This window comes from Corynebacterium suedekumii, assembly GCF_030252185.1.
In the GTDB taxonomy this organism is placed as follows: Bacteria; Actinomycetota; Actinomycetes; order Mycobacteriales; family Mycobacteriaceae; genus Corynebacterium; species Corynebacterium suedekumii.
In genome coordinates this window covers 873,927-897,638 of sequence record NZ_CP126970.1, presented here as the reverse complement: position 1 = coordinate 897,638, position 23,712 = coordinate 873,927, and the positions used below count along the sequence as shown (strand labels likewise).

Genomic DNA, 23,712 nt, shown 5'->3' with positions numbered 1-23,712 from the left:
ACCCCTTCTCCCCGGTAGGAGCATTCATGTCCACCATCACCCACACTGAATCCCGGCGGCGGATCCTGCCGTCCTGGATGACCGGCTTCGGCGCCCAGGTCATCGCGGGCCTCATCATCGGCCTCATCCTGGGCCTGGTCGCCCGGTCCATGGACGCCGGCCTGCCCGACGGGGAGCACGGCTGGCTGGCCGGCATCCTCACGTGGGGCGGCAACACCTACGTCCAGCTGCTCAAGCTCATGATCCCGCCGCTCATCTTCGCCGCGGTGGTCACCTCGGTGGCCAACCTGCGCAAGGTGGCCAACGCCGCCAAGCTCGCCGTGTCCACACTGGTGTGGTTCGCCATCACCGCGTTCTTCTCGGTGCTCGCCGGCATCCTCGTCGGCCTGGTCATGCAGCCGGGTGTGGGCGCAGCTGTCGACGCCTCCGCCGCCGCCGAGCCCTCCACCCAGGGGTCCTGGCTGGGCTTCATCAACTCCGTCGTGCCGTCCAACATCCTCGGTCTCGGGGCCTCCGCGAATGACTCCGGGGTCTCCCTGTCCTTCAACGTGCTCCAGCTGCTGGTGATCTCCCTGGCCATCGGCATCGCGGCCGTCAAGGCCGGCAAGGCCGCCGAACCCTTCCTCGCGTTCACCGAGTCCCTGCTCAAGGTCGTCCAGGTCATCCTGTGGTGGATCATCCGCCTGGCCCCGATCGGCACCGCCGCGCTCATCGGCAAGGCCGTGGCCACCTACGGCTGGGAGGCCCTCGGCTCCCTGGGCAAGTTCGTCCTCGCCATCTACGTCGGCCTGGCCATTGTCATGGGCATCATCTACCCCGTCACCCTCATGATCAACCGCCTGCCGGTCCTCGGCTTCTTCCGGCGCGTGTGGCCGGTGACCTCCCTGGGCTTCGTCACCCGTTCCTCCATGGGCGTCATGCCGGTCAACCAGCGCGTCGTCGAGCAGTCCATGGGCGTGCCCCGCGAGTACGCCTCCTTCGCCATCCCCCTCGGCGCGACCTCCAAGATGGACGGCTGTGCCGCGATCTACCCGGCCATCGCCGCGATCTTCGTCGCCCAGTTCTACGGCATCCAGCTCGGCGTCACCGAGTACGTCCTCATCATCCTCGTCTCCGTCCTCGGGTCCGCGGCCACCGCCGGCACCACGGGCGCGACCGTCATGCTCACCCTCACCCTGTCCACCCTGGGTCTGCCGCTCGCCGGCGTCGGCCTGCTCCTGGCCACCGAGCCGATCATCGACATGGGACGCACCGCCGTCAACGTGACGGGCCAGGCGCTGGTGGCCGCGGTCGTCGCGAAGCGGGCCGGCATCCTCGATGAGGATCAGTGGGACGCCGGGGAACACGGCGCGCTCGAGGAGACCGCCCCCGAGGAAGCTCGGGTCTGAATCAGCATCAGCGCCATATGTCGACGGAATCGACATATGGCGCTGATATGTCGATTCTGGGCCAATAAATCGACATATAGTTCTTTAAGTGCTGGTCAAAATGCTCAGGGCTCGCGTATTGATGAAGATTTTCTGTCGACCGATCTTCAACTCCTGGAGGATCCCGGCCGCGACCAAGCTCGCAAGCCAGCCTGACGCGGTCTGACGCTTGGCAAGTTCCGCGTCAATCACGTCCTGGATCCGCACGTAGGGATTGACCAAAAGAAGCTCCGACACCTCCGCAGCTGGCTGAATATTGCCCAGGGCGCGGATCTCCGCCACAGTCGACTCCTGCAACTCGCGAAGCGAATTGATCAGGCGAATGGCAGAACGCGCCGCCTGCTCTACGCCGCGCAGCATGAACAGGAGCCATTCCTCCCAGGCGCCATGCTCCGTTACTTTCCTCAACAACCTGTAGTACTCGGTTTTATTGGCGACGATGAATCCGGACAGATACAGCACCGGTAGTTCAAGGAGCCCCTCCTGAATGAGGAGCAACACATTGAGGATCCTCCCGGTCCGACCGTTTCCGTCGTGGAACGGGTGAATCGCCTCGAACTGGTAGTGAGTCAGGGCCATGAGCACGAGTGGATCCAGCTCATGGTCGGAATAGATGAACTTCTCCCAGGCGGACAGATGATTCTCAATCACTCTTTGGCCCTCCGGCGGTGTGTACACCCGCGTCTGTGCAACGGGATCACCGATGTAGGTCCCTGGAGTGGAGCGGATCAGTGCAGTTCGCCCCAGAAGGATTCCGCCTACCAGCTCAGCTGTCTTCACCGACACCGGGCGCTCCGCCAGGTGGGTTACTCCAGTGTGGAGAGCCTCCCGGTAGCGCAGGGCCTCCTTCGTCGCCGGAGATGGGTCGAGATCCACGTCCCACGCAGCCCGGAACAGCTCATCGTTGGTCGTGACAATATTCTCGATCTCGGTGGACGCCTGAGCCTCTCGCAGCGGAATCGTCGACGTGATGATGTGGGGATTCGGAATGAGTCGGCAGGCGGTGTCCAATACCGCGAGCTGTTCCCGGGCAGAAATTACCGCTTTGAGAATTCGTACGGTCTCCACCTGCTCCGCCGGGGGAAGCGGGGGCAGGTCGTTGTAGGGAACAGTAGGGTCGAAATTCGCCAGCTCAGGGCTCATGTCGACAGCTTAAACATATGTCGGAAATATGTCGATTCTGAGCAGAAAAATCGACATATGGTTCTCTACTCGCTGGTCAGAGGAGATCGAACCGCTGAGCTCGTCCCCGCGGTCCGGTGTGTGTCCGGCACTCCCGCTACTCTCGTGTGCATGGCCATCGCAGACATCGCCCGCAAAGTAGAGCGCTCCATCAACCGCGTCGGTACCCGGAAGAAGGCCGAGGACGGCTGGGTGCCCACCATCACCGGTTTCTCGGGCTACGGCTCGCAACGCCGGGTGCACGTCGTGGGCCGCGTGCTCATGCAGGATCCCGCGCACGCCGAGAACGACTCCCACCCGGACCTGCCGCCCACCACGCACCACATTCCGCGCAACCCGCAGACCCTGCGGGAGCAGGCGCAGAAGGCGACCGAGGAGGCGCAGCGCGGGTGGCGGCAGTTCTTCACCATCCAGGTCGGTGACCTGCCTGTGACGGTCCGCGCCGGTGACAAGGTGGTCCATTCCCGGACGAACAGCAACGGTTACATCGACGTGCTCGTCGAGGACCACGGCTTCGAGCCGGGCTGGCACGAGGTCACCATCGAGGCGGAGGGCGCTGAGCCGGTGCAGACCCGGGTGCTCATCGTCTCCCCCGGCGCGAAGGTGGGGCTGATCTCCGACATCGACGACACCGTCATGGTCACCTGGCTGCCGCGTGCCCTGCTGGCCGCCTGGAACTCCTGGGTCCGCCACACCAACACCCGCCAGCCGGTCGACGGGATGGCGGAGTTCTACCAGGACATCCTCGACGAGCACCCGGACGCCCCGGTCTTCTACCTGTCCACCGGCGCGTGGAACACCTACGAGACCCTCGAGTCCTTCCTGCTCAAGCACCGTTTCCCCGCCGGCCCCATGCTGCTCACCGACTGGGGTCCCACCCCGACCGGCCTGTTCCGCTCGGGCCAGGAGCACAAGAAGGTGCAGCTGCGGAATCTCATCATCGAGTACCCGGACATCCAGTGGATCCTTGTCGGCGATGACGGCCAGCACGACCCGCTGATCTACGGCGAGGCCGTCTTCGAGCACCCCGACCGCATCGCGGGTGTGGCCATCCGTCAGCTCACCCCGGGTGAGCACGTCCTCTCCCACGGCACCGCCGTCCCCTTCGACGAGGCCGCCGAGGCCGATCAGGGCGGCAGCGTCCCCACCATCTACGGTGCCGACGGCCACGAGCTGCTCACCGAGTACCGGAAGGCGCCGTTCCCGGCGGTGGAGGAGACCGCGGACCGCGTGTAACTCACCGCCGGAAGGAATCCCGCGTGTCGACGCCCGTCCTGTCCCCCACCACTCCCCGCCGCAGCGTCGCCGAGGAGCTGCGAACCTGGCCCGCCCGCCGGTGGTGGTTCGCCCTGGCCACCGCGCTGGTCACCGTCGTGGTCATCGCGGTGCCCACCGTGCTCATCCCGAACCCGTGGTTCAACCGGGACGTCCCGATGACGTCCTGGGCGTGGCCGGTCCTCATTGTCACGAGCCTTCTGGCCGGGCTGGTCGCCGCGACCTACGTCGCCCGCAAGGACGGCGAAGACCCCGACCGGGGTGGAAAACTCGGCGCGGCCGGTGCGTTCCTCACCTTCTTCGCGGTCGGCTGCCCGGTGTGCAACAAGCTCGTCCTGCTGGCCCTCGGTTACACCGGTGCCCTGCAGTTCTTCGGACCCGTCCAGCCGTTCCTCGCCGCCGGCTCGGTTCTCCTGCTGACGGCGGCGCTGGTCATGCGGGTGCGGCGGGAGCGGAGTTGCCCGGTTCCGGCACGCTGAACGGAAAAACTAGGAGCGCACGGTCTTCAGCGCCTCGGACCAGGAGACGACCTGGTCGTAGACGGCCTCGAGAGCAACCGTGGAGCCCTCGGTCGGGGTGAACTCGCTCATGGAGGCGAAGTCGTTGGCGAAGGTGAGGAACACCTGGGCGCGGACGTCGGCCATCTGGAGTTCGGCGGCGATGAGGCGCCAGGCCTCGACGGCGCGGGTGCCGCCGGCGGAGCCGTAGGAGACAAAGCCGATGGCCTTGTTGTTCCACTCCGCGTAGAGGTAGTCGACGGCGTTCTTCAGGGCGCCGGGGACGGAGTGGTTGTACTCGGGGGTGACGAAGATGTAGCCGTCGAAGGAGGCGATCTTCTCCGCCCACTTCTTGGTGTGCTCGTTCTCGTACTGGCCCATGGCGGGCGGGTTGGGTTCGTCGAGAAGCGGGAGGTCGTAGTCGGCGATGTCGACGAGCTCGAACTCGGCGTCGGTGCGGTCCTGGGCATTCTCGTACACCCAGTCGGCGACGGCGGGTGCGTTGCGGCTGGGGCGGGTACTGCCAACGATGATGGCGATGCGGGTCATGTGTTCCTCCTGGTGTGGTCAGTGGGGACAGGGCCGACGATACGTCAGGCCAGGATGATCACGTCGAGCATTCTGGGCCCATGCACGCCCTCGACGCGTTCGAGTTCGATGTCGGAGGTGGCGGACGGCCCGGAGATCATGGTGATCGGCGCGGTGGGTTCGACACGCGCCAGGGCCTCGGGGAACAGTTCGACGACGGAGTCGGCGGGCACGACGCAGATGTGGTGGTCGGGCACCAGGGAGATGGCGCGGCGGCCTTCATCCTCCCGCGCGGTGAGGACGATGGTGCCGGTCTCGGCGCAGGTGACGGTGGAGGAGGTGAGCACGGCGTCGAGGGCGTCGAGCTCGCGCACGCTCAGCTGCGTATCGACGACCCCCTCCACCGACGCCGGCACCCATCCTCCCGGCAGGCCGGCGGGGATCACGACCCGTGCGCCGTCGCCCAGGAGGGCGGCCACACGACCGGGGAGGGTTTCCGCGGTCTCCCGGTACACGCCCGCCCGGTAGTCCACCAGCCGGTCCTCGAGCATGTCGAGGATCTCCTCACGCCCCAGTGCCGAGGATCGGCGGTAGGTGCGGGGGATGGTGGGGGACGCGGGGGCGTCGATAAGCGAGGAGCGGATCCGGGCGAGGATCTCGGTCTTGGCGTCAGTCATTGTCGGCCTCCTGGGATGCCCACCAGTGACGGAAGGACTGCCGCGGTGGGGTGGGGACGATCTCGCTCCTGCGCCCACCCGCCGGCGATGCTGGGCAGCCAGCCGATGCCGCGGCGGCCGACGAGGTGGCCGAGCGGGAGCAGGCGTTCGGCCACCGACATGAACAGGCCGCGGGACATGAGGACGGACGCGCCCTTCATGAGCAGGTCCATCTGGCTGGGGATCGTGTGATTCTCCGCCTCGACGGCCTGGGCGCGGAGATGGACGAGGATGTCGGGGATGTTGATCTTGACGGGGCAGACGTCGTAACACGCCCCGCACAGGGAGGAAGCGAACGGCAGGGAGGCGTTCTCCGCGGAGGTGATGCCCGTGAGCTGCGGCGAGAGGATCGCCCCGATGGGCCCGGGGTAGGTCGAGCCGTAGGCGTGGCCGCCCGCATGCTCGTAGACGGGGCAGACGTTGAGGCAGGCGGAGCAGCGGATGCAGTGCAGGGCGGAGCGGCCGGCCGGGTCGTCGAGGACGGCGGTGCGGCCGTTGTCCAGGAGAATGACGTGGACGTCCTGGGGGCCGTCGTCGGGGGTCACTCCGGTCCACATGGAGGTGTAGGGGTTCATCCGCTCGCCGGTCGAGGACCGCGGCAGCAGCTGGAGGAACACCTCCAGGTCGTCGAAGGTGGGGACGAGCTTCTCGATGCCCATGACGGTGATGAGGGTGTCCGGCAGCGTCAGACACATCCGTCCGTTGCCCTCGGACTCGACGACGGCCAGCGTGCCGGTGTCGGCGACACCGAAGTTCGCCCCCGAGATGGCCACGGAGGTGGACAGGAACTTCTCCCGCAGGTGGGTGCGGGCGGCGTCGGCGAGCTCGGCGGGCTCGGTGGACAGGGAGGCGTCGACGCCGGGCATCTCGTTGAGGAAGATCTCCCGGATCTCGTCGCGGTTGCGGTGGATCGCGGGCACGAGGATGTGGGAGGGCTTGTCGTGGCCGAGCTGGACGATGAGCTCCGCCAGGTCCGTCTCGATCGCCGCGATCCCCTCCCCCGCCAGGTACTCGTCCAGGCCGATCTCCTGGGTGGCCATGGACTTGACCTTGATCACCTCGTCGACCCCGGTGGCACGGACGAGGTCGGCGACGATCTCGTTGGCCTCCGCGGCGTCACGCGCCCAGTGGACGTGCGCGCCGCGGGCGGTGAGGTTGGCCTCGAACTCCTCCAGCAGCTCCGGCAGGCGGGCGCCGACGTCCTGCTTGATCGCCGAGGCGGCGTCCCGCAGGGCCTCCCAGTCGGGCAGCTCGGCCGTGACGTTGGCCCGCTTGGCGCGGATGGTGTGGGTGGCGTGGTGGATGTTGGCGCGCATCTGTTCGTTGCGCATCTGCTCCTTCGCGGCGGCGGGGAAGGCGGTCTCCGCGTGGAGGTTGCCGTGGCCGTGGACCGGGGGACGGGCGACGGGCAGGCCGAGCGGGGTGGGGCTCATCGCCGGGCCCCTTCCGGGATGGAGTGGTCGTAGCTGGTCGGGTCGAGCGGGTGCTCACGGGTGGCGGCGAGGATCTCCGCCAGGTGCAGGGTCGTGGGCCCGCTCCCCCGCTTCCGCATCGCCCCGCCCAGGTGGAGGAGGCAGGCGGCGTCACCGCCGGTGCATATCGACGCCCCGCTGGCCACGATGTTGCCGATCTTCTCCTCCGCCATCGCGCCGGAGACGTCCGGGTTCTTCAGGGAGAAGGTGCCGCCGAAACCGCAGCATTCGGCGGCGTCGGGCAGCTCGCGGTAGTCGATGTCCCCGACGGTGCGCAGCAGGTCCGACTGCCGGTCGCCCAGGCGCAGGAGGCGGGTGCCGTGGCAGGAGGGGTGGTAGGTGACGGTGTGGGGGAACCAGGACCCCAGGTCAGTGGCGGCGTCGGTGACCCCGAGGACGTCGACAAGCAGCTGGGAGAGCTCGTAGGTGCGGCCCGCGAGCTCGGCGGCCTCCCGGGCGAGGGCCTCGTCCCCGCCGGCGCGGGCGACCATGGGCTGCTGGTGGCCGAGGGAGGCGACGCAGGAACCGGAGGGGGCGACGGCGACGTCGAAACGGGCGTCGGCGAAGGCACGGACGTGGTTGCGTACGACGGGCAGCGCGTCATCGAGGTAGCCGCTGTTGACGTGCATCTGCGAGCAGCAGCCCTGGCCGGGCGGGAAGATCACCTCGTGGCCGAGGCGTTCGAGGATGCGGACGGTGGCCAGTGCCACCCGTGGGTACATGGCGTCCACGATGCACGTGGAGAACAGGGCGATTCTCATGGGTCCTCCGGGAGGCGTCTGTGGTCTGACCATAATAGGTCGGTGACGCGGGTCACGCAACCGGGAACGGTCCGCGTATTCTCGCGGGTTAAGATTGTCCGCATGCCTCCCGCCACCCCCCGCGCCTACACCGTCGTCCTCGACTGGCTGGAGGAGCGCCTGCGCGCCGGAGAGATCACCGTCGGCGACAAACTCCCCGGCGAACGCCAGCTCGCCGAGAACTTCAGCATCTCCCGGGCCTCCGTCCGGGAGGCGATCCGCGTCCTCGACGCCATGGGGCTGGTCCGCTCCGCCACCGGCTCCGGCCCCACCGCCGGCGCCGTGGTCATCTCCGAACCCTCCGCCGCCCTGTCCTGGGCCCTACGACTGCACGTGGCCACCCGCTCCCTGCCCGTCGGCGACATCGTGGCCACCCGCCTCCTCCTGGAGACCCAGGCCGCCGTCGAAGGGGCGCTCGCCCCCGACACCCCCGAACGCACCGCCGCCCTGTCCCGGGCGGCGAAGCTGCTGGCGACGATGGACGATCCGGACATGTCCGCCGACGAGTTCCACCGACGCGACGCCGAATTCCACATCCTGCTCACGTCCCTGGCCGGCAACGTCGTCGTGGAGACGGTCATGGACTCGCTGCGCCAGGCCACCATCGGCTACGTCCGGGAGACCGTCGCCGAGCTGCCCGACTGGCGTTCCGTGAGCTGCTCCTTGCAGGACCAGCACCACGGGATTCTCGACGCCGTGATGGACCGCCGGGGCGAGGACGCCGCCGCGCGACTGCGGCAGCACATCCTGTGGTTCTCGGAGCTCGCGCCCGAGATGGGCGACACCACCCCGGAGCGCAGTTGACCGGCGGTTAGCCTGCGGTTAACCGGCGCCCATCAGGCCCATCGTCTCCGGCAGCCACAGCGAGATCTGCGGCACGAACACCACGACGAACAGGGCGATGATGATGGCCACGAGGAACGGCCACAGCTTCGCGATGACCGACTCGATCCGCAGACCCGCCACCTGCGCACCGACGAAGAGCACGTTGCCCACCGGCGGGGTGATCACGCCCACGGACAGGTTCATCACCACCATGGCGCCGAAGTGGACCGGGTCCACTCCGAGCTCCATGACCACCGGCAGGAAGATCGGCACGAAGATGAGGATCGCCGGGGTGGGGTCCATGAACGTGCCGATGAGCAGCAGGATGAACATCATGATGAGCAGGATGACCACCTTGGAGTCGGACACCGCGAGCAGGCCCGAGGAGATCATCTGCGGGATCCGGGCGAACGCCATGACCCAGGACAGGATGGAGGACACCGCCACCAGCAGCATGACGATCGACGTCGTCCGGGTCGCCCGCAGCAGGATGTCCGGCAGATCACGCACCCGGATCGCCCGGTACGCGAAGCCGAGGACCAGGCAGTAGACCACGGCGATGGCCGCCGACTCGGTCGGGGTGAACCAGCCGAGCAGGATGCCGCCGATGACGATGAAGATCATGAGCAACGACGGCACGGCCCGCCACAGGGTGAGCAGCACGACCGAGAAGCTCGGCCGGGCGACGTCGCGGCGGTAGTTCTCCTTCCGCGCCAGCAGGGTGCCCACGATGAGACAGGCGATCACCCACAGCAGGCCCGGGCCGACACCCGCCATGAACAGGGCCGCGATCGACGTCGAGGACACCAGCGAGTAGACGATGAAGGTGTTCGACGGCGGGATGAGCATGCCCGAGGGGGCGGAGGCGACGTTGACGGCCGCGGCGTAGGAACGGGAGTACCCGTCCTCCTTCATCCGCGGGGTCATGACGGTGCCCACCGCGGAGGCGGCGGCGACGGCCGCGCCGGAGACGGCGCCGAACATGGCGTTGGCGACGATGTTGGTCTGCGCCATCGACGCCGGGAGGCGGCCGACGAGGACCTTCGCGGCGTCGATGAGCCGTCCGGCGATGCCACCGGAGTTCATGAGCGAACCCGCCAGGACGAAGAAGGGGATGGCCAGCAGACTGAAGGAGTTGGTGCCGGTGAACATGCGTTGCGCCGCGGCCTGGGCGGCGTTCTCCGGACCGAGGACCGCCATCGCCGCGAGCAGCGAGGACATGCCGATGGCCACGGCGATGGGCACCGAGGCGATGATGAGCAGCACGATGCCGATGAGCAGGATGAGGGCGGCGACCGCCATGGGGGACAGCATTACTTCCGACCACCTTCCGGTGCGGTGTGCGGGGCGGACGTGGCAGGGGTGGATCCCGGGGCCGACGCCGGCGCCGAGGCCGGAGCTGACTCGGTGGCAACCGCGCTGACCTCAGCGGCCTCCTGCGGACGCAGCGGCTCCTCCGGATCCTCGATCTCCGGGTAGGGCTCCTCCTCACCGCGCCACAGGGCGATGAGATCCATGAGGGCGAAGACGGTGATGAACACACCGGCGGCGGGAATGACCAGGTAGACCCAGCCGATGGTGAACGGCAGGGCGGTGAGGTTCTGATTCCACGCGATCGAGGAGGCGAGGTAGCCGCCCCAGATCATGGCGCCGAGCGCGAAGGCGATGATGACCACCTGCACGACGATGGCCAGGACCCGCCGGGCCCGGGGGCCGAAGCGGCGGGCGATGAAGTCGACGGCGATGTGACCGCGCTCTCCGAAGAGGAAGGCCGAGCCGATGAAGGACAGCCACACGAACAGAATCTTCGACAGCTCCTCCGACCACGTCGAGGAATTGTCCAGCACCTGGCGGGTGAACACCTGCCACACGGTCACGCAGACGAGCAGGGCGAACAGGATGATGCTCAGGATCCCGAGGAGGGAGAGCAGGGGCTTCTTGAGGTTGTGCACGGTGATCACTCGCCACTTTCCGGGTCGGTGGACTCAGCGGTGTCGGCGGCGCGCACCTTGTCGAACAGCTCCCGCTGGAACGGTGTGGTGAGGAACTCGTCCTTGATGGGTGCGAGCGCCTCCTGGAAGGCGGCCCGGTCGACCTCGTGGAAGGTCGCCCCGCCGGCCTTGGCGTCCTCGATGGCCTGGGCCGTCTCGGCGTTCCACAGGTCGGTGTGCTCGACCATGGCCTTGTCCCACTCGTCGAGGAAGGCGTCCCGGTCCTGCTCGCTCATGGCCTCGAGCAGGTCGTGGCGCATGACCATGTAGTCCAGGCCGACGAGGTGCTCGGTCTGGCTCCAGTGCTCGGCCACCTCGTAATGGTTCTGGGTGACGTAGCTGACCTCGTTGTTCTCGGCGCCGTCGAGGACGCCGGACTGAATGGCGGTGTACACCTCGCCGTAGGACAGCGGGGTGGCGGAGCCGCCCATGAGCTGGATCATGCGGATGTGCATGTCGGATTCCTGGACGCGGATCTTCCGGCCGGCCATGTCCGCCGGCGTGAGCACCGGCGAGTCGGAGGTGTAGATGCTGCGGCTGCCCTGGGTGAATCCGCCGATGACGGAGATGTTCTGGTCCTCCAGGCTGGTGAACAGCGGTTCCATGAGGTCCTGGTCACGGACGACGCTCATCTGGTGGTCGACGGAGCCGAAGGTGGTGGGCATGTTGAGCACCTGGAAGTCCTTGTTGAGGTTCTCCAGCTGGGTGCCGGAGACGATCGCCATCTCGATGGCGCTCGACATGACGAACTGCAGCACCTCCTGCTGCGATCCGAGCTGCTCGTTGGGGAACACCTCGATGACCCAGCGGCCGTCGGTGCGTTCCTCGAATCGTTTGGAGAGGTTCTCCAGCGCGATGAAGCTGGGGTGGCTCTCCGACTGGTTGAGCGCGAGTTTGACGTAGGTGGTTTTGTCGGGGGCTCCGACGGTGTCCAGGTCCAGTCCGCCGAGGTCGGCGCACGACACCAGACCGAATGCCAGGACAGCCGTGGCGCCGAGGGTGAGGGGTCCTCGTGTACGCACGTGTGCTCCGTTCTAAGGGCGGCTCGGTGCCGCGCAATAGGTCAATGAAACTATCATTAGCGTGCCACAGGCAATAGATAGCATCAAAAATGTCGTGGGCCACACCCGAACGGGGCAGGCGTCGGAGATCACGCCCGCTTATCGACGCCGCCGTGGTCCCCCCACACCGCGCGAAGCGCAGCCTCACCTTCCTTGTTTGCGCTAGTCACCGCGGTTAGAATCGGGTCACATCAGATACGCGGAACACCTGTCCAGCTTTTCGGCTCAAGGAGATTCGCACCATGTCCACCATCACCCAGGTCTCGTCCTGCACCACCACCGCCTGCGCCTTCAACAACGAGGGCTGCACCGCCTTCGCCATCACCGTCGGCGGAGCCGACACCGCGGCGTGCGACACCTTCACCACCCTCGACCTGCGGGCCGGCCTCTCGGACGCCCACGGCCAGGTCGGCGCCTGTCAACGCCTCGACTGCACCCACAATGAGGCGCTGATGTGCACCGCCTCCGGCATCTCCATCACCGGTGACGCCGCCACCTGTGCCGACTACTCAGCACGCTGACCTTTTCCTGAACGGCGAAACGCGCGGAACCCTGTCTCCAGGGTCCCGCGCGTTCCTCGGTTGACGGGTATCAGATACGCGGTGAGGCGTCCCGCACCGAGGTCTGGGCGGCCAGGGCGTCCACGGCCCGGGCCAGGCCTTCGAGGGTGGACACCGGATGCGGGAAGCGCACCAGGACGGTGATCACCCGGACATCGGTGGTCTCCATGACGACGATGCCGGAGCGGTCGACGTCAACCACGGCCAGCCGATGCTGCAGACCCGCACACATCGGCTGCTCCTGATCGGAGAGGACCACACCCGGGATCATCCCGACGAACACGCCGGTGACCAGGCCGGCGAGCTGTCGGTCGGTGAGCCGGGTGATCTCGTCCCGGGCGTCGAATTCCCGCCGGGTGATCTCATCCGGGACCATCTCCCCGAGCCACAGGTCCGCCACCTCGCACCGCGTGGTGCCGTGCGGGGTGCGGATGAACAGGGTCTCCGTGTCCACGATGCCGAACCTCAGGTAGGGCGACGCCTCGATTCCGAGCCCGGGAATCTCGATGTCAGGCTCACACCAGGTGACCAACCCGAGGGCGTGGATGCTGGCGGCGATGATGTCGACGTCCACCTCCATGCCCTTCTTCACCCCGTCGATCCGCACCGGCGTATCCCCCATGCGCTCCGCCTCATCGGCGGTGCACACGACGATGATCCTCCCCTGCTCGTCCACGCCGTGACCGAGAGCGGGGACGGACCGGGCAGGGTCAACGCGGTACGGCACCAGAGCCAGTGCTCCGGTGCCGGACAGGATACGTCGAGCGGTGTTCTCGGCGTAGGTGATCGTGCTTGCCATGTGTTCTCCCTTACCTAAGGTAAGGCTAACCTAGAACACGGGTCGGGGCGGGTCAAGGGTTCCGCGAGAAAATTTCGGCTCCAACGTCTGACACCGGGCGGGAATCCGGCCGAATTCGGCCCCGGTGTCAGACGTCAGTGCTGATTCCGGTGTCAGACCGCCGCCGGCAGGTGGTTCCCGGACCTCCCGGCCGGAATCAGGTGCCCGGCGTCCCCCGCCAGCGCCTGACACAGCTCCGTCTGCAGCCGGGCGGCGATACCGTTGTCCGCCGCCAGGTCCCACTCGGAGGAGCGGCGGGCCGCGACGGCGGCCCGGTCGGCGAACTCGTTGAGCAGATGGCCGTTGTGCCCGCGAACCCAGTGCACCCGGACCGTCACACCCTTGCGGCGCAGGTCATGCAGACGGTGCAGGCATCGGGACTCCTCCGGGCTGCGACCCTGGGTGGCCAGCAGGTCCTCCTGGTTGAGGCGGCGCCACACCAGCTGGGAGTCGGTGAGGATGTCCATGGTCCAGGTCCGCTGCCACCACTTCCGGAGGGCGAGGTCCACGGCCGCGAACTCACCTGCGAGCACCGTCTTCGTACGGATGGCAGCCAGGGAGACGTTGCCCGCGGAGGTGACGACGCCCAGCCCCGTCTCCTTCCCCGGCTGCCCCGGGAGGCGTCGGTGGCGATGACCAGCGGGGCGGCGTCCACCGGAGAACACCGCCGCACCGGCACGGGCTCGCGGGTGACGCGTTCGCGTTCGAACTCGTTCCGGCATCGTCGCCAGGTCCCGGTCAGGCGCTCGCCGCTGACCACGTCGCGCACGATGAGCCCCGGGAACGTCCCGGCCTGTTCCTTCAGCAGGTTCCGGACCACGGGATCGGAGACGTAGAGAATGAACCCGGTGTCCCGGTGCTGTGCCCACAGGTCGAGGAAGGCGTCGATGATTCGACCACGTGGTCCGGAGTCATCCAGCCGGTGCCAGACGGTGGTCACGGATCCTCCGTCCACGGCGTGGGCCACGAGGATCTCGGCTTCCGGCTGGTGACGCTCGGCGAAGGTGCGGTGGTGGAGGACGGCGACGGGGATGGTGGTGACGTTCATGGGGAAAGCCTCCCCCGGGCCGACGACACGACTCGGCGCATCCTCGAACAGGCTCGCGAGCCTCTACCTGAACGGCACCTCACCGATCGTGCGCCGCAGTTTCCTGGTGCGGAGCCGCTCGGGATTGCGCGCCAGAGCTTCCACTGCCCGGACGGCGCACATGACGTGGGCCTCCTTGGAGTTGGAGTAGAAGGCCTGGGCCTGGGCGGGGAGTTTGGGGACGGCGTGCAGGGGGAGGTCGGAGACGGAGAGGAGGGTGCCGTAGGGGACGCGGTAGCGGTAGCCGTTGGTGGCCAGGGCGCAGGATTCCATGTCGACGGCGGCGGCGGTGGAGCCGCGGAGCCATTCCCACAGGTCGCGGGGTGTCTTCCATTCCCAGTTGCGGTCGTCGGTGGACAGGACGGTGCCGGTGCGCATGAGGGATTTGTCGTCACCGTAGATGGCCTCGACGGAGGCTTCGAGGGCGCGTTGGATCTCGGGGACGGCGGGGATGGGGATGTCGCGGCTGATGCGTTCGTTGAGGATGTGGTCCTGGCGCTGGTAGGCGTTGCCGAGGATGAGGTCGCCGATGCGCATGCGGCCGTCGAGGCCGGCGCAGTGGCCGATCATGATCCAGGCTTCGGGGCGCAGGACGGCGAGGCAGTCGGTGATGGTCTTGGCGTTGGAGGGGCCGACGCCGATGTTGAGCATGGTGATGCCGTCGCCGTCGCGGGTGCAGAGGTCGTAGCGGGGCATCTGGTAGGCGGAGCCGAGGTCGAGTTCGGCGGCGTCGATACGCGCGGCGTGGTCGCGGCTGATCTCGCGGCCGGAGGGCAGGACGAGGGAGGTGTAGCGGGAGCCGTCCTCGAGGAGCTGTTCGAAACCGAATTCGACGAATTCGGTGGTGTGCATGGCGTAGTTGGTGAAGAGGATGAACTTCTGCAGGGAGTCGACCTCGATGCCGGTGTAGTGCTCGATGCGGGCGCAGGCGATGTCGAAACGCTGGGGGCCGAAGTGGAAGAGGGGTTTCTCGGGCCCGTGGAAGGCGTCCCAGTCGCTGTCGATGATGCCGTCGTGGACGTGGTCGAGGGTGGGCCGGGGAATGGCCTTGGCGCTGTCACCGGCGCGGCGGGCCTCGGACACGCCTTCGACGCCGCGGATGTACTCGGGCGGGATGCGTTCCTCGGAGGGCCCGACGAAGATGTCGCAGGGGTAGTTGCCGGTCAGGCGGCTGAGTTGTTCGTGCAGGTAGCCGCGCATGAGGTGGGGTTTGGAGAGGGTGGCGGCGTAGCGGCCGGCCTCGTCGACGTAGCCGAAGGGTTCGGAGCGGTCGATGGGCCGCCACTCCTTCACGTCGACGACGACCCTGGGGTAGACGACGTCGCGGTAGTCGACGTAGGTGCCCTCGTCGAGGATGGTGCGCGCCAGGGCGGCGGATTCGTCGTAGAGATCGACGAGGCGGTCGATGGCCTCGTCGACGTCGGTCACCTGGGTCAGTTCGTCAGCGGTCACGGTGCGTCCTCCTGGCCGCCAGGGTAGTGCCGATTCCGGGTTACTGCGGGCCCGGGGCGGGCGTGCGTTCGGAGCCCAGCTCGGCGTCGATACGCAACAGGCCGGAGCCGTTGTCCCCGACGAGGACCAGCTGGTCGACGATCTCGGAGACGGTGGCCTCCTCCTCGATCTGCTCGTTGAGGAACCAGTTGATGAGGGCGCGGCTGTCGAAGTCGTGGACCTCGTCGGCGACGCGCGCGAGGTTGCGGATCATCTCCGAGACCTTCTGCTCGTGCCCGAGCGCCGCGCGGAAGGCGGCGACGGGGGAATCGGCGTGCAGCGGCGGCACCTCCACGGTGCCGAGCTCGACCTTCTCGCCGCGGGCCAGCAGGTGGTCGGCGAGCTTCTTCGCGTGGACGCGTTCCTCGTCGGCCTGGGCGGCCATCCACGTGCTCAGGCCGGTGAAACTCTGGGCGTCAAGATCATAGGCGAGCTGGCTGTAGATGAGGGAGGCCTGGTGCTCGGCGATGACCTGGTCGTTCATTGCGTCTCGGAGTTTCTTGTCCATGTTCATACGCCCATGCTAGGCACATCTGTGGCCCGTGTCACCCACCACTATGGTGGGGTCATGGCCACCGATTACCTGGCTGAACTCCAGCGCGACCTGAGCAACCGCATCACCCGCTACCTGCCCACCCGCATCCCCCGGCGTATCGACGCCGCGCAGGACACCACCGCAGACCCCTCCACCGCCGATCACTCTCCCGTGGAACGCCACATCCCCTCCAGCGCGTTCCCGCTCGGCGCCCGCCTCCCGGCGCGCGGGCACGTGGAGGATGACTGGCGCGCCCGCCCCACCGCGGACCGCCCGTGGCCGGTGATCCTCATCCACGGCACCGGCGACACCAACGGCATCTGGGAGAAGCTCGCCTGGGAGCTGCGGACGGACGGGTGGGCGGTGTTCGCGCCGGAGTTCGGCAACCGCTGCACCCTGCCGGTCGAGGAGTCGGCCGAACAGGTCGGCGCGTACATCGACGCGGTGCTCACCATCACCGGGGCGCGGCAGGCGGTGCTCGTCGGCCACTCGCAGGGTGGGGTGCTCGCCCGCTACTGGATGCGCGTGTTCGACGGCGCCCCGAAGGTGCGGCACCTGGTGTGCCTGGCTGCCCCGAACCACGGGACGACGATGGGCGGGATGCTCTCCTCGGTGCTCACCACCCGTGTCGCCGAATCGATGATGAACTCGGCGGTGCAGTCCTGGTTCGGCCCCTCCGGGTTCCAACTGATCACCGGCCACCCGGTACTCGCCGAGATCAACGCCGACGGCGACGTGGAGGAGGGGGTGGGCTACACGTGCGTGGCCACACGCTATGACGCCATCATCCAACCCCCTGACAGCTGCTTCCTCCACTCCGCCGACCCGGACGCCGACATCACCAACCTCTTCGTCCAGGACGTCGCGCCGAAGGCCCGGATCCTCCACGTGGAGATGCCCACCGACGCCCGCGTGCGCCGCATCGTCCGCGATGCCCTCGACGGCATCCCGCACTAGAGATCGAGGGCGTCGAGCAGGTCGTCGAACGCCGGGGCGACGCGCGTGCGCCACAGCGTGGTCGCGTGCCGGTCCGCCCGCCCCGGACCACCATTGATCACCGCGACGGGCTTGCCCTGCTGCCGCGCATCCAACGCCAGCCGGTAACCGCTCATCACCGCCAGGGAGGAGCCGGCGACGATGAGCGAGGCGGCCTGCCCCAGCATTATCGACGCCCGCTCCTTCCGCGCCGCCGGCACCGGCTCACCGAAATACACCACGTCCGGCTTCAACCGCGGCGACCCGCACCGCGCGCACCCCACCATCCGGAAGCGGTCCACCGTGGCCTGCGGCAACGTCACGTCACCGTCCGGGTTGACCATCTCCGGGTCGAGGAGGATGGACTCGAGGTACCCGGGATTGGCGTCCTCCAGCCGTTCATCGAACTCGTGCCGGTCCTCCCGGTGATGACAGTCCAGACACATCACCGTGTCCAGATCCCCGTGCAGGTGCACGAGATTCTCCGTCCCCGCCTGCCGGTGCAGCCCGTCGACGTTCTGGGTCACCACCCCGCCGATCACCCCGGCCCGCTCCAGCTCCACCAGCGCGTAATGGGTCCGATTCGGCCCCGCCACGTCCATCTGCCGCCACCCGACGAAACTGCGCGCCCAGTAGCGGTGCGACGCCGCCCTGTCATGGCTGAACTCCTGGAAGGTCATCGGCCGGTGCCGGCTGAGACTGCCGCGTGGGCCCCGGTAGTCCGGGATGCCGGAATCCGTGGACACGCCCGCCCCGGTGAGCACCAGCGCCGGGCCATGCCGCAACTGGTCGACGATCTGTTCCAGTGCCTGCCCCGGCGGCGTCGGCGTGGCCGTCTCCTCCACCACCCGGGCGATGGAGCGCAGCGCCGCGCGATGCGAGTCGTTGATGCCGGGGTCGGGGAAGGGGGCGTCGGAAAGCGGGGTGGTCACGACCGCAACCCTACCCCTCACCTCGGTGACCAGCAGGTTCCATGGCGCGGGCAGCGGAGGACCGGCGCAGCCGGGACTTCGTTTACGGTGGTAATGACATTCGCTGTCTCTTATAGGAGGACCCGTGTCCCGCACTCTTCGTCACACCGCTCTCGTCGCCGCTTCCGTCTCCGTTGCGTTGGGCGCGACCGCCCTTGCTCCGGCTGCCGCGGCCGCCCCGAACGACGCCATCAACGTGCAGACCAACAGCGATCCCTTCCAGATCACTGTGTTCCCCCTCGGGTCCTCCGCTGTGGGGCCGGTCAACGCACAGATCGACTCGCTCATTCTTGACGCCGGCGACGTCACAGCCATCCTCGACACCGTGTCGCTGCTCTCCTGGGTCCAGGGCCCGATCGCCCGCTGACCCCTCCCCCGCATAAAACACCGACCACGCAAGGAGTCCCTCCCATGACCCGCACGTCCCGCTACACTGCCATCGCCACCGCCGCCCTCTCCGTGACGCTGGGCGCGGCCGCCCTCGCCCCGGCAGCCAGCGCCGGTGTCGATGACTCGATCAACGTCCAGACCAACACCACCCCCACCCAGATCACGGTGTTCCCGCAGGGTTCGTCCCTGGTCGGACCCGTCAACGTCGAGATCGGCCAGGTCATCGTCGACGCCGGCGACCTCAACGTCATCCTCGACACCGTTTCCCTGCTCTCGCAGGTCATCGGGCCGATCGGCTGATCTGGGCAAACAGGGCGCGGGAGGTCCGCCAGCCGAGCATCGACGACCCTGCTACCCCTGCACCTGACTCATAGCCCGGGGATACGGGGCTGCTCCTCTTCTCCCAGTACGGCATCGAAGGCCTCATTCACGATGTGTCCCCTGAGATAGTCGCGCATGTACGGCAACTCGAACTCGACGTATCCCTGAGCAACCGAACGAATCATCTCAGCCTCTATCAGACGACGCCGATATTGATTAGCGTATTGCGCGGTCACTCCCAGCCGAGTCGCAACCTCCGCTGTCCGCGATGGCCCGTCATCACGCGCCATCGCTGCTAGGTACGTTCTGTCGACATCGGAAAGATCTTCCAGTGCGGGCTCATGAACCAGCTGCCCAAGTTTGCGCTGCGCCTTCGCCACCCCTCGATCTGCGGCTTCACGATAGACGACGTCACCATCGGAGAATCGGAGCGACCATTGCCCGACCAGCTGGATCATGAACGGGTAGCCACCACAGGCGGACACCGCTACCGCGAGTGCGTCTGAAGCCCACCGCCCACCGATATCCTCCACCGGCCCGACGAGTCCGAGCTCCACCTCCACGTCCTGGACTGCCCCCAGCTCCACGCGGTTCGCCCGACGTAGAAATGTCACTGGATTCTGCGCGTCATTACTAGCCAGTAGTGGCCTAATAGCACCTGGAATTCCGGCCATCGCGACAGCGATCTCCGCGTCCTCTCTCACCAGGTGCTGGATCGTTGCACCGAAATCACGGACTTCATCACGGACTGAATAGTGCAATTCATCCAGCGTGATGAGTAGTCCCACGGGGTCCTGTCTCAGGTTCGCATCGAGTTGCCGTTGGAGATCCAGGAATTCAGTCAGCACGTCTCTCAAAGTGGTGTCGGGGCGATGTGACTCGGCGTTCTCCCAGTTAAGTGAGTAGCCGCCCAAAGTGACGGAACTGAGCCGTTGCCGGTGCTCGCGGAGATGACCGACCATGCGACGGTAGGCAGTATCCCGGATCCGATTCACGAACCCGGGCGTGGCAGTTTCACTGATCACCCACCAGGTTCGCTCGGTGGCGGCATTTTCGAATGCATTGAGCAGCACTGTCTTACCGATGCCTCGAGCACCTGTGATCAAAGTGACCCGTTCATGCGACCCGGGCCCTTCGTCCAACGCCAGGGCAAAGTCCTCGAGAACATCACTGCGACCTACAAGCACCGGTGGGGTAGCACCTAGAGTTGCGCGAAACGGGTTGAATTTGCGGGCCATACTCCCAACCTACCGCCCCGGACGTTGTACGGCTTTACATCTTTTTTATTCTTTTACAAAAGACCGCGCCGGCCCTACTCCGCGTACGTGGCCAGTCCCTCGAGTGCCTCGTCGATGATGTCCAGTCCGCGGATGAGATCCTCCTCCGGGATGGTCAGCGGCGGGGCGACGTGGGTGCGGTTCATGCCGACGAACGGCCACAGGCCGGCCTTCTTGCAGGCAGCGGCGAACTCGTTCATCGGCTTCGCGTCGTCACCCTGCGCGTTGTAGGGCACCAGGGGCTCGCGGGTCTGCTTGTTCTTGACCAGCTCAATCGCCCAGAACATGCCCAGGCCGCGGACGTCACCGACGATGGCGTGCTTCTCCCGCATCGCCTCGAGGCGGGGACGGATGACGCGGTCGGCGAGGTCGTTGACGCGGTCGAGGATCTTCTCCTCCTCGAACACCTCGAAGGTGGCCACCACCGGGGCACACGCCAGCGGGTGACCGGAGTAGGTGAGCCCGCCGGGGAAGACCTTCTCGGCGAAGGTCTCGTAGATGGCATCGGACATGACCACACCACCGAGGGGGACGTACCCGGAGTTGGAGCCCTTGGCGAAGGTGATGATGTCCGGGGTGACGTCGAAGTTGTCGAAGGTGAACCAGGTGCCACATCGGCCGAAACCGACCATGACCTCGTCGGCGATGAAGAGGATGCCGTACCTGTCGCAGATCTCCTTGAGTCCCTTGAGGTAGCCCTTCGGCGGGACGATGACGCCCATGCCGCCGACGACCGGCTCCATGATCACCGCGGCGATGGTGTGGGAGCCCTCGAGGATGATCAGCTGTTCGAGGTGCGCCAGCGCGCGCTCGCACTCCTGCTCCTCGGACTCCGACCAGAACGGCGACTGGTAGGTGTAGGGCCCCATGAAGTGGACGACGCCGGAGTCGGTGTGGCGGTTGTTGAAGCGGCGCGGTTCACCCGTGAGCGTGATAGCGGTGGCCGTGGCGCCGTGGTAGCTGCGGTAGGCGGCCATGACCTTGTCGCGTCCGGTGTGGATGCGGGCCATCTTCACGGCGTTCTCCACCGCCTCCGCGCCACCGTTGGTGAAGAAAACGTGGTTGAGACCCTCCGGTGCCACCGAGGTGATGAGGCGGGCGGCCTCGGAGCGGGTGTCGTTGGCGAAGCCCGGCGCGATCGTGCTCAGCTTCGCCGCCTGGTCCTGGATGGACTTCACCAGCGTCGGGTGCTGGTGCCCGAGGTTGACGTTGACCATCTGGGAGTTGAAGTCGAGGTACTCGTTGCCCTCGTAATCCCAGAACACGGCGTTCCGGCCACCCGCCACCGGCATCGGGGTGATCTTGTCCTGGGCGGACCAGGAGTGGAAGACGTGGGCGCGGTCGAGCTCGAAGGCCCGCTGGCCTTCCTCGGGGTTCGGGGTGGTCATGGGTCGTTTCTCCTTCTGCGGGACGGCTGTGTGTCCCACCCTAACCGGGAAGTCGGGATCGCTCCCGTGACCCTCGTGCACAGATTCGTTCATCTTTCCGGCGTCGAGAATGGTGACCTGCGGAAATAGTCCTCACCCCGTCCAGAATGAACGGATCTGTGTACACGCCTACCCCGCCATGCTCGCACTGGGCAGCACACCGACCGGCCAGGGTTTCGGCGGTGCGAGGGCCAGAATGCGTTCCTGCATGACGGCGGAGGGTACGACGCGTCCGGCGAGATAGGTCGACAGGCGGGATGCCGAGGTCCCCAACACTTCAGCCACCTGGTTCTGAGACAACCCGGACATCTCCACCGCGCGCCGCATATCGAACGCGCAGGCACGGCGGTGGCTCCCCTCATCGGAGCCCTCGATGAGGTACGCCACGACCCCGGCACCACCTTCCCGGCCGAGGACATCGCACGCCTCGAGGAACTCCTGCGCCACCTGCGGATCCCGTCGACAGGCGCGGACAATCCGGTGGTAGTGGGAGAGGACGCCCCGCTCGACGGCGATGATCTTCGCCTCAAAAGGCCAGGAGGCCGGATCATCATCAACGTGTGCGTCAACATTGCGGAATGTCATCGTCATAGCCGCGCCCCCACCTTCCGACACAGCGCCTCGACCGTTGACCAGTCGTGCCACCTTCTGTCCAGGTTCCGGTAGCGGGGCAGGTCGTCCAGGACACGGGGGTCGGACACGCTCGGACTGATGAGTGCCTCGGCGAGCCGCACGGTCACCGTTTCCGGTTCTCCGGCGTCATAGAAATCGTCCATGCCGCGCAGCGCCCCAGTCGCGCGGTCTACTGAACCGGCGTCAATGAGCGCCGCCACGTCGAGGTAGTCGCGGACGGATCGTCGTTGCAGCACCAGCCACGCTTTGATCCGGAGCATCTCGTCGAAGGTGGGCACGGTGACCGTTCGACCGTCTCCCAGTGCGACCTCCTCCACTTCGAGTGGTCGGGCGCGTCGTAGCTGCCGCAGGCCGGCCTCCACGCCGTCAAGGCTGCCCATGATGGTCACCGGTGGTCGGGAGTAGCGTTGCGCCAGGACCCATCCCTCCGTGTCCTCCATCGCCTGGAGAACGGTGTCGTACCGGGACACCAGATCCGTGAGTACGTGATCGTGGTCGAAGGACACCCGGTGATGGGCGTAGAGGCCCACTGCGGTTCCCCCGACCCGGACAGCGTCGGGCACGACCTCCTGGAGGCGGGCCGCCGACGCCAGGATCTTGTGCATCAGCGGATCGACGCTGGGCCTCACACTATCTGCCATGTCCCAATCTTATCTGATCCGATAATCCATCTCCACCCCTACCCCGCCAGGAATCGGGTGATCACCTTCGCCATGCGGTCCGAGCCGGACTTGCGCCCCAGGGCCAGGGCCTTGTCCAGGCGGGAGACCCCGTGGTGGACCTTGGCGCGGCCCCAGCGTCCCCGCGGATGGACCGCGTCCCACACGGCGTCGGCGACCTGCTCCGGGGTGATGCGGACGCCGAGGCGGCGGACGGAGGCGGCGTCAACGTCGGCGACCTTGGTCTTCGCCCACAGTGGCTTGATGTCGATGACGCGGATCTGCTCCCGTCGCCATTCCAGGCCGAGCGCCTCGGTGAGGCCGGAGACGAAGAACTTGGACGCCGAGTAGGCGGCGATGTCGGGCTGGCCGTAGATCGCGGAGGCCGAGGACATGTTGACCAGGGTGCCGCCGCCGCGCAGGTACGGGAACGCGGTCCGGGCGCCGAGCACCACGCCGAGGCAGTTGACGTCGAGGAGACGCTCCACGTCGGCAACCGCGGCTGAGGCGAGCGGACCGTCGATGATGATGCCGGCGTTGTTGTCCAGGACGTCGATACGCCCGCCGGTGTGGGTGGCGAAGTCCGCCAGCGCCGCATCCCATGACGCGGCGTCGCGGACATCGAGATGGCCCGCGACAACCTCATCGGACCAGGTCACCGGGTCGATGTCGTAGGCGCCGACGGTCCAGCCCTCGGCGAGGAATCGTTCGGCGACGGCGCGGCCGATACCTGTGGCGGCGCCCGAGATGAAGATGGATGGCATACCGTTGATC

General features: G+C 67.1%; 25 protein-coding genes and 1 pseudogene. 8 read left to right on the top strand and 18 right to left on the bottom strand.

The features are described 5' to 3' along the window. Positions 1-26: 26 nt before the first annotated feature. Entirely contained in the window at positions 27-1,388 is a 1,362-nt protein-coding gene (locus QP029_RS04405; RefSeq protein ID WP_284875628.1) for a dicarboxylate/amino acid:cation symporter, read from the top strand. An 84-nt stretch (positions 1,389-1,472) separates the two neighbouring features. Here the strand turns inward: QP029_RS04405 and QP029_RS04400 are convergent, their stop codons facing one another. Next, entirely contained in the window at positions 1,473-2,570 is a 1,098-nt protein-coding gene (locus tag QP029_RS04400; RefSeq protein ID WP_349293717.1) for a Fic family protein, read from the bottom strand. Positions 2,571-2,720: 150 nt separating this feature from the next. Here QP029_RS04400 and QP029_RS04395 point away from each other — a divergent pair, with 150 nt between their 5' ends. Continuing rightward, on the top strand, positions 2,721-3,845 hold the full coding sequence (locus QP029_RS04395) for an App1 family protein phosphatidate phosphatase (RefSeq protein ID WP_284875627.1): 1,125 nt from the start codon (positions 2,721-2,723) through the stop codon (positions 3,843-3,845). Positions 3,846-3,868: 23 nt separating this feature from the next. Further along, on the top strand, positions 3,869-4,363 hold the full coding sequence (locus tag QP029_RS04390; protein ID WP_284875626.1) for a hypothetical protein: 495 nt from the start codon (positions 3,869-3,871) through the stop codon (positions 4,361-4,363). A 9-nt stretch (positions 4,364-4,372) separates the two neighbouring features. On the opposite strand, the gene QP029_RS04385 is transcribed toward QP029_RS04390, so the two are convergent. The 4 genes and pseudogenes from QP029_RS04385 to QP029_RS04370 all read right to left on the bottom strand — a co-directional run bounded on the left by QP029_RS04385 (position 4,373) and on the right by QP029_RS04370 (position 7,858). Next, positions 4,373-4,930 (bottom strand): NADPH-dependent FMN reductase, encoded by a 558-nt coding sequence (locus QP029_RS04385; RefSeq protein ID WP_284875625.1) that lies wholly within the window; start codon positions 4,928-4,930, stop codon positions 4,373-4,375. 44 nt (positions 4,931-4,974) lie between these two features. Next, positions 4,975-5,586: a LutC/YkgG family protein gene (locus tag QP029_RS04380; RefSeq protein ID WP_284875624.1), complete on the bottom strand. Its 612-nt coding sequence runs from the start codon at positions 5,584-5,586 to the stop codon at positions 4,975-4,977. Next, a pseudogene (locus QP029_RS04375) lies at positions 5,579-7,058 on the bottom strand (LutB/LldF family L-lactate oxidation iron-sulfur protein). The gene QP029_RS04380 and the pseudogene QP029_RS04375 overlap by 8 nt, the downstream one beginning before the upstream one ends. Next, positions 7,055-7,858, bottom strand: coding sequence for a (Fe-S)-binding protein (locus QP029_RS04370; RefSeq protein WP_284875623.1), 804 nt, complete (start codon positions 7,856-7,858; stop codon positions 7,055-7,057). The pseudogene QP029_RS04375 and the gene QP029_RS04370 overlap by 4 nt, the downstream one beginning before the upstream one ends. 102 nt (positions 7,859-7,960) lie before the next feature. Between QP029_RS04370 and QP029_RS04365 the strand changes: the two genes are divergently transcribed. After that, entirely contained in the window at positions 7,961-8,701 is a 741-nt protein-coding gene (locus QP029_RS04365; RefSeq protein WP_284875622.1) for a FadR/GntR family transcriptional regulator, read from the top strand. An 18-nt stretch (positions 8,702-8,719) separates the two neighbouring features. Here QP029_RS04365 and QP029_RS04360 read toward each other — a convergent pair whose 3' ends face one another. From QP029_RS04360 to QP029_RS04350, 3 genes are read right to left on the bottom strand one after another with little or no spacing between them, the layout of a single operon-like run. Continuing rightward, the gene (locus QP029_RS04360) at positions 8,720-10,036 is read right to left on the bottom strand and encodes a TRAP transporter large permease (protein WP_284875621.1); all 1,317 of its coding nucleotides are present in this window, start codon (positions 10,034-10,036) and stop codon (positions 8,720-8,722) included. Next, the gene (locus QP029_RS04355; protein ID WP_284876149.1) at positions 10,036-10,674 is read right to left on the bottom strand and encodes a TRAP transporter small permease; all 639 of its coding nucleotides are present in this window, start codon (positions 10,672-10,674) and stop codon (positions 10,036-10,038) included. Before QP029_RS04355 ends, QP029_RS04360 begins: the two co-directional genes overlap by 1 nt. Positions 10,675-10,679: 5 nt before the next feature. Then, a complete protein-coding gene (locus QP029_RS04350; RefSeq protein WP_284875620.1) occupies positions 10,680-11,735 on the bottom strand; it encodes a TRAP transporter substrate-binding protein in 1,056 nt (351 codons plus the stop codon). Between the two features lie 281 nt (positions 11,736-12,016). Between QP029_RS04350 and QP029_RS04345 the strand changes: the two genes are divergently transcribed. Further along, on the top strand, positions 12,017-12,295 hold the full coding sequence (locus QP029_RS04345; RefSeq protein ID WP_284875619.1) for a DUF1540 domain-containing protein: 279 nt from the start codon (positions 12,017-12,019) through the stop codon (positions 12,293-12,295). A 70-nt stretch (positions 12,296-12,365) separates the two neighbouring features. Here QP029_RS04345 and QP029_RS04340 read toward each other — a convergent pair whose 3' ends face one another. The 4 genes from QP029_RS04340 to QP029_RS04325 form a co-directional block, all read right to left on the bottom strand. Then, entirely contained in the window at positions 12,366-13,133 is a 768-nt protein-coding gene (locus QP029_RS04340) for a hypothetical protein (RefSeq protein ID WP_284875618.1), read from the bottom strand. Between the two features lie 152 nt (positions 13,134-13,285). Beyond that, a complete protein-coding gene (locus tag QP029_RS04335) occupies positions 13,286-13,837 on the bottom strand; it encodes an RNase H family protein (protein WP_284875617.1) in 552 nt (183 codons plus the stop codon). Between the two features lie 446 nt (positions 13,838-14,283). Next, positions 14,284-15,711, bottom strand: a complete 1,428-nt coding sequence (gene amn, locus QP029_RS04330; protein WP_284875616.1) for an AMP nucleosidase — start codon at positions 15,709-15,711, stop codon at positions 14,284-14,286. 40 nt (positions 15,712-15,751) lie between these two features. Continuing rightward, a complete protein-coding gene (locus QP029_RS04325; protein ID WP_284875615.1) occupies positions 15,752-16,264 on the bottom strand; it encodes a ferritin in 513 nt (170 codons plus the stop codon). 54 nt (positions 16,265-16,318) lie between these two features. Between QP029_RS04325 and QP029_RS04320 the strand changes: the two genes are divergently transcribed. After that, complete coding sequence (locus tag QP029_RS04320) at positions 16,319-17,242, top strand: esterase/lipase family protein (RefSeq protein WP_284875614.1); 924 nt, start codon at positions 16,319-16,321, stop codon at positions 17,240-17,242. On the opposite strand, the gene QP029_RS04315 is transcribed toward QP029_RS04320, so the two are convergent. Next, positions 17,239-18,192, bottom strand: coding sequence for a Sir2 family NAD-dependent protein deacetylase (locus QP029_RS04315; RefSeq protein ID WP_284875613.1), 954 nt, complete (start codon positions 18,190-18,192; stop codon positions 17,239-17,241). The two genes, QP029_RS04320 and QP029_RS04315, sit on opposite strands and share 4 nt — an antisense overlap. Positions 18,193-18,316: 124 nt before the next feature. Here QP029_RS04315 and QP029_RS04310 point away from each other — a divergent pair, with 124 nt between their 5' ends. Together QP029_RS04310 and QP029_RS04305 are read left to right on the top strand one after the other, a co-directional pair. Continuing rightward, complete coding sequence (locus tag QP029_RS04310; protein WP_284875612.1) at positions 18,317-18,598, top strand: hypothetical protein; 282 nt, start codon at positions 18,317-18,319, stop codon at positions 18,596-18,598. 44 nt (positions 18,599-18,642) lie between these two features. Continuing rightward, complete coding sequence (locus QP029_RS04305) at positions 18,643-18,921, top strand: hypothetical protein (protein WP_284875611.1); 279 nt, start codon at positions 18,643-18,645, stop codon at positions 18,919-18,921. A 68-nt stretch (positions 18,922-18,989) separates the two neighbouring features. Here the strand turns inward: QP029_RS04305 and QP029_RS04300 are convergent, their stop codons facing one another. From QP029_RS04300 to QP029_RS04280, 5 genes are all read right to left on the bottom strand, one after another. Then, positions 18,990-20,180, bottom strand: coding sequence for an ATP-binding protein (locus QP029_RS04300; protein ID WP_284875610.1), 1,191 nt, complete (start codon positions 20,178-20,180; stop codon positions 18,990-18,992). 74 nt (positions 20,181-20,254) lie between these two features. Beyond that, positions 20,255-21,607 carry an aspartate aminotransferase family protein gene (locus QP029_RS04295; protein ID WP_284875609.1) on the bottom strand — a complete coding sequence of 451 codons (1,353 nt, stop codon included), beginning with the start codon at positions 21,605-21,607 and terminating at the stop codon, positions 20,255-20,257. A 168-nt stretch (positions 21,608-21,775) separates the two neighbouring features. After that, positions 21,776-22,237, bottom strand: coding sequence for a helix-turn-helix domain-containing protein (locus tag QP029_RS04290; RefSeq protein ID WP_284875608.1), 462 nt, complete (start codon positions 22,235-22,237; stop codon positions 21,776-21,778). After that, on the bottom strand, positions 22,234-22,884 hold the full coding sequence (locus tag QP029_RS04285) for a hypothetical protein (protein ID WP_284875607.1): 651 nt from the start codon (positions 22,882-22,884) through the stop codon (positions 22,234-22,236). Before QP029_RS04285 ends, QP029_RS04290 begins: the two co-directional genes overlap by 4 nt. Positions 22,885-22,958: 74 nt before the next feature. Next, entirely contained in the window at positions 22,959-23,702 is a 744-nt protein-coding gene (locus QP029_RS04280; protein ID WP_284875606.1) for an SDR family oxidoreductase, read from the bottom strand. Positions 23,703-23,712: the final 10 nt, after the last annotated feature.

Coding starts and splice junctions, on each gene's coding strand:
- QP029_RS04405 (WP_284875628.1), top strand. CDS start 27: ATGTCCACCATCACCCACACTGAATCCCGGCGGCGGATCCTGCCGTCC.
- QP029_RS04400 (WP_349293717.1), bottom strand. CDS start 2,570: ATGAGCCCTGAGCTGGCGAATTTCGACCCTACTGTTCCCTACAACGAC.
- QP029_RS04395 (WP_284875627.1), top strand. CDS start 2,721: ATGGCCATCGCAGACATCGCCCGCAAAGTAGAGCGCTCCATCAACCGC.
- QP029_RS04385 (WP_284875625.1), bottom strand. CDS start 4,930: ATGACCCGCATCGCCATCATCGTTGGCAGTACCCGCCCCAGCCGCAAC.
- QP029_RS04380 (WP_284875624.1), bottom strand. CDS start 5,586: ATGACTGACGCCAAGACCGAGATCCTCGCCCGGATCCGCTCCTCGCTT.
- QP029_RS04370 (WP_284875623.1), bottom strand. CDS start 7,858: ATGAGAATCGCCCTGTTCTCCACGTGCATCGTGGACGCCATGTACCCA.
- QP029_RS04365 (WP_284875622.1), top strand. CDS start 7,961: ATGCCTCCCGCCACCCCCCGCGCCTACACCGTCGTCCTCGACTGGCTG.
- QP029_RS04360 (WP_284875621.1), bottom strand. CDS start 10,036: ATGCTGTCCCCCATGGCGGTCGCCGCCCTCATCCTGCTCATCGGCATC.
- QP029_RS04345 (WP_284875619.1), top strand. CDS start 12,017: ATGTCCACCATCACCCAGGTCTCGTCCTGCACCACCACCGCCTGCGCC.
- QP029_RS04340 (WP_284875618.1), bottom strand. CDS start 13,133: ATGGCAAGCACGATCACCTACGCCGAGAACACCGCTCGACGTATCCTG.
- QP029_RS04325 (WP_284875615.1), bottom strand. CDS start 16,264: ATGAACATGGACAAGAAACTCCGAGACGCAATGAACGACCAGGTCATC.
- QP029_RS04320 (WP_284875614.1), top strand. CDS start 16,319: ATGGCCACCGATTACCTGGCTGAACTCCAGCGCGACCTGAGCAACCGC.
- QP029_RS04305 (WP_284875611.1), top strand. CDS start 18,643: ATGACCCGCACGTCCCGCTACACTGCCATCGCCACCGCCGCCCTCTCC.
- QP029_RS04300 (WP_284875610.1), bottom strand. CDS start 20,180: ATGGCCCGCAAATTCAACCCGTTTCGCGCAACTCTAGGTGCTACCCCA.
- QP029_RS04295 (WP_284875609.1), bottom strand. CDS start 21,607: ATGACCACCCCGAACCCCGAGGAAGGCCAGCGGGCCTTCGAGCTCGAC.
- QP029_RS04290 (WP_284875608.1), bottom strand. CDS start 22,237: ATGACGATGACATTCCGCAATGTTGACGCACACGTTGATGATGATCCG.
- QP029_RS04285 (WP_284875607.1), bottom strand. CDS start 22,884: ATGCACAAGATCCTGGCGTCGGCGGCCCGCCTCCAGGAGGTCGTGCCC.
- QP029_RS04280 (WP_284875606.1), bottom strand. CDS start 23,702: ATGCCATCCATCTTCATCTCGGGCGCCGCCACAGGTATCGGCCGCGCC.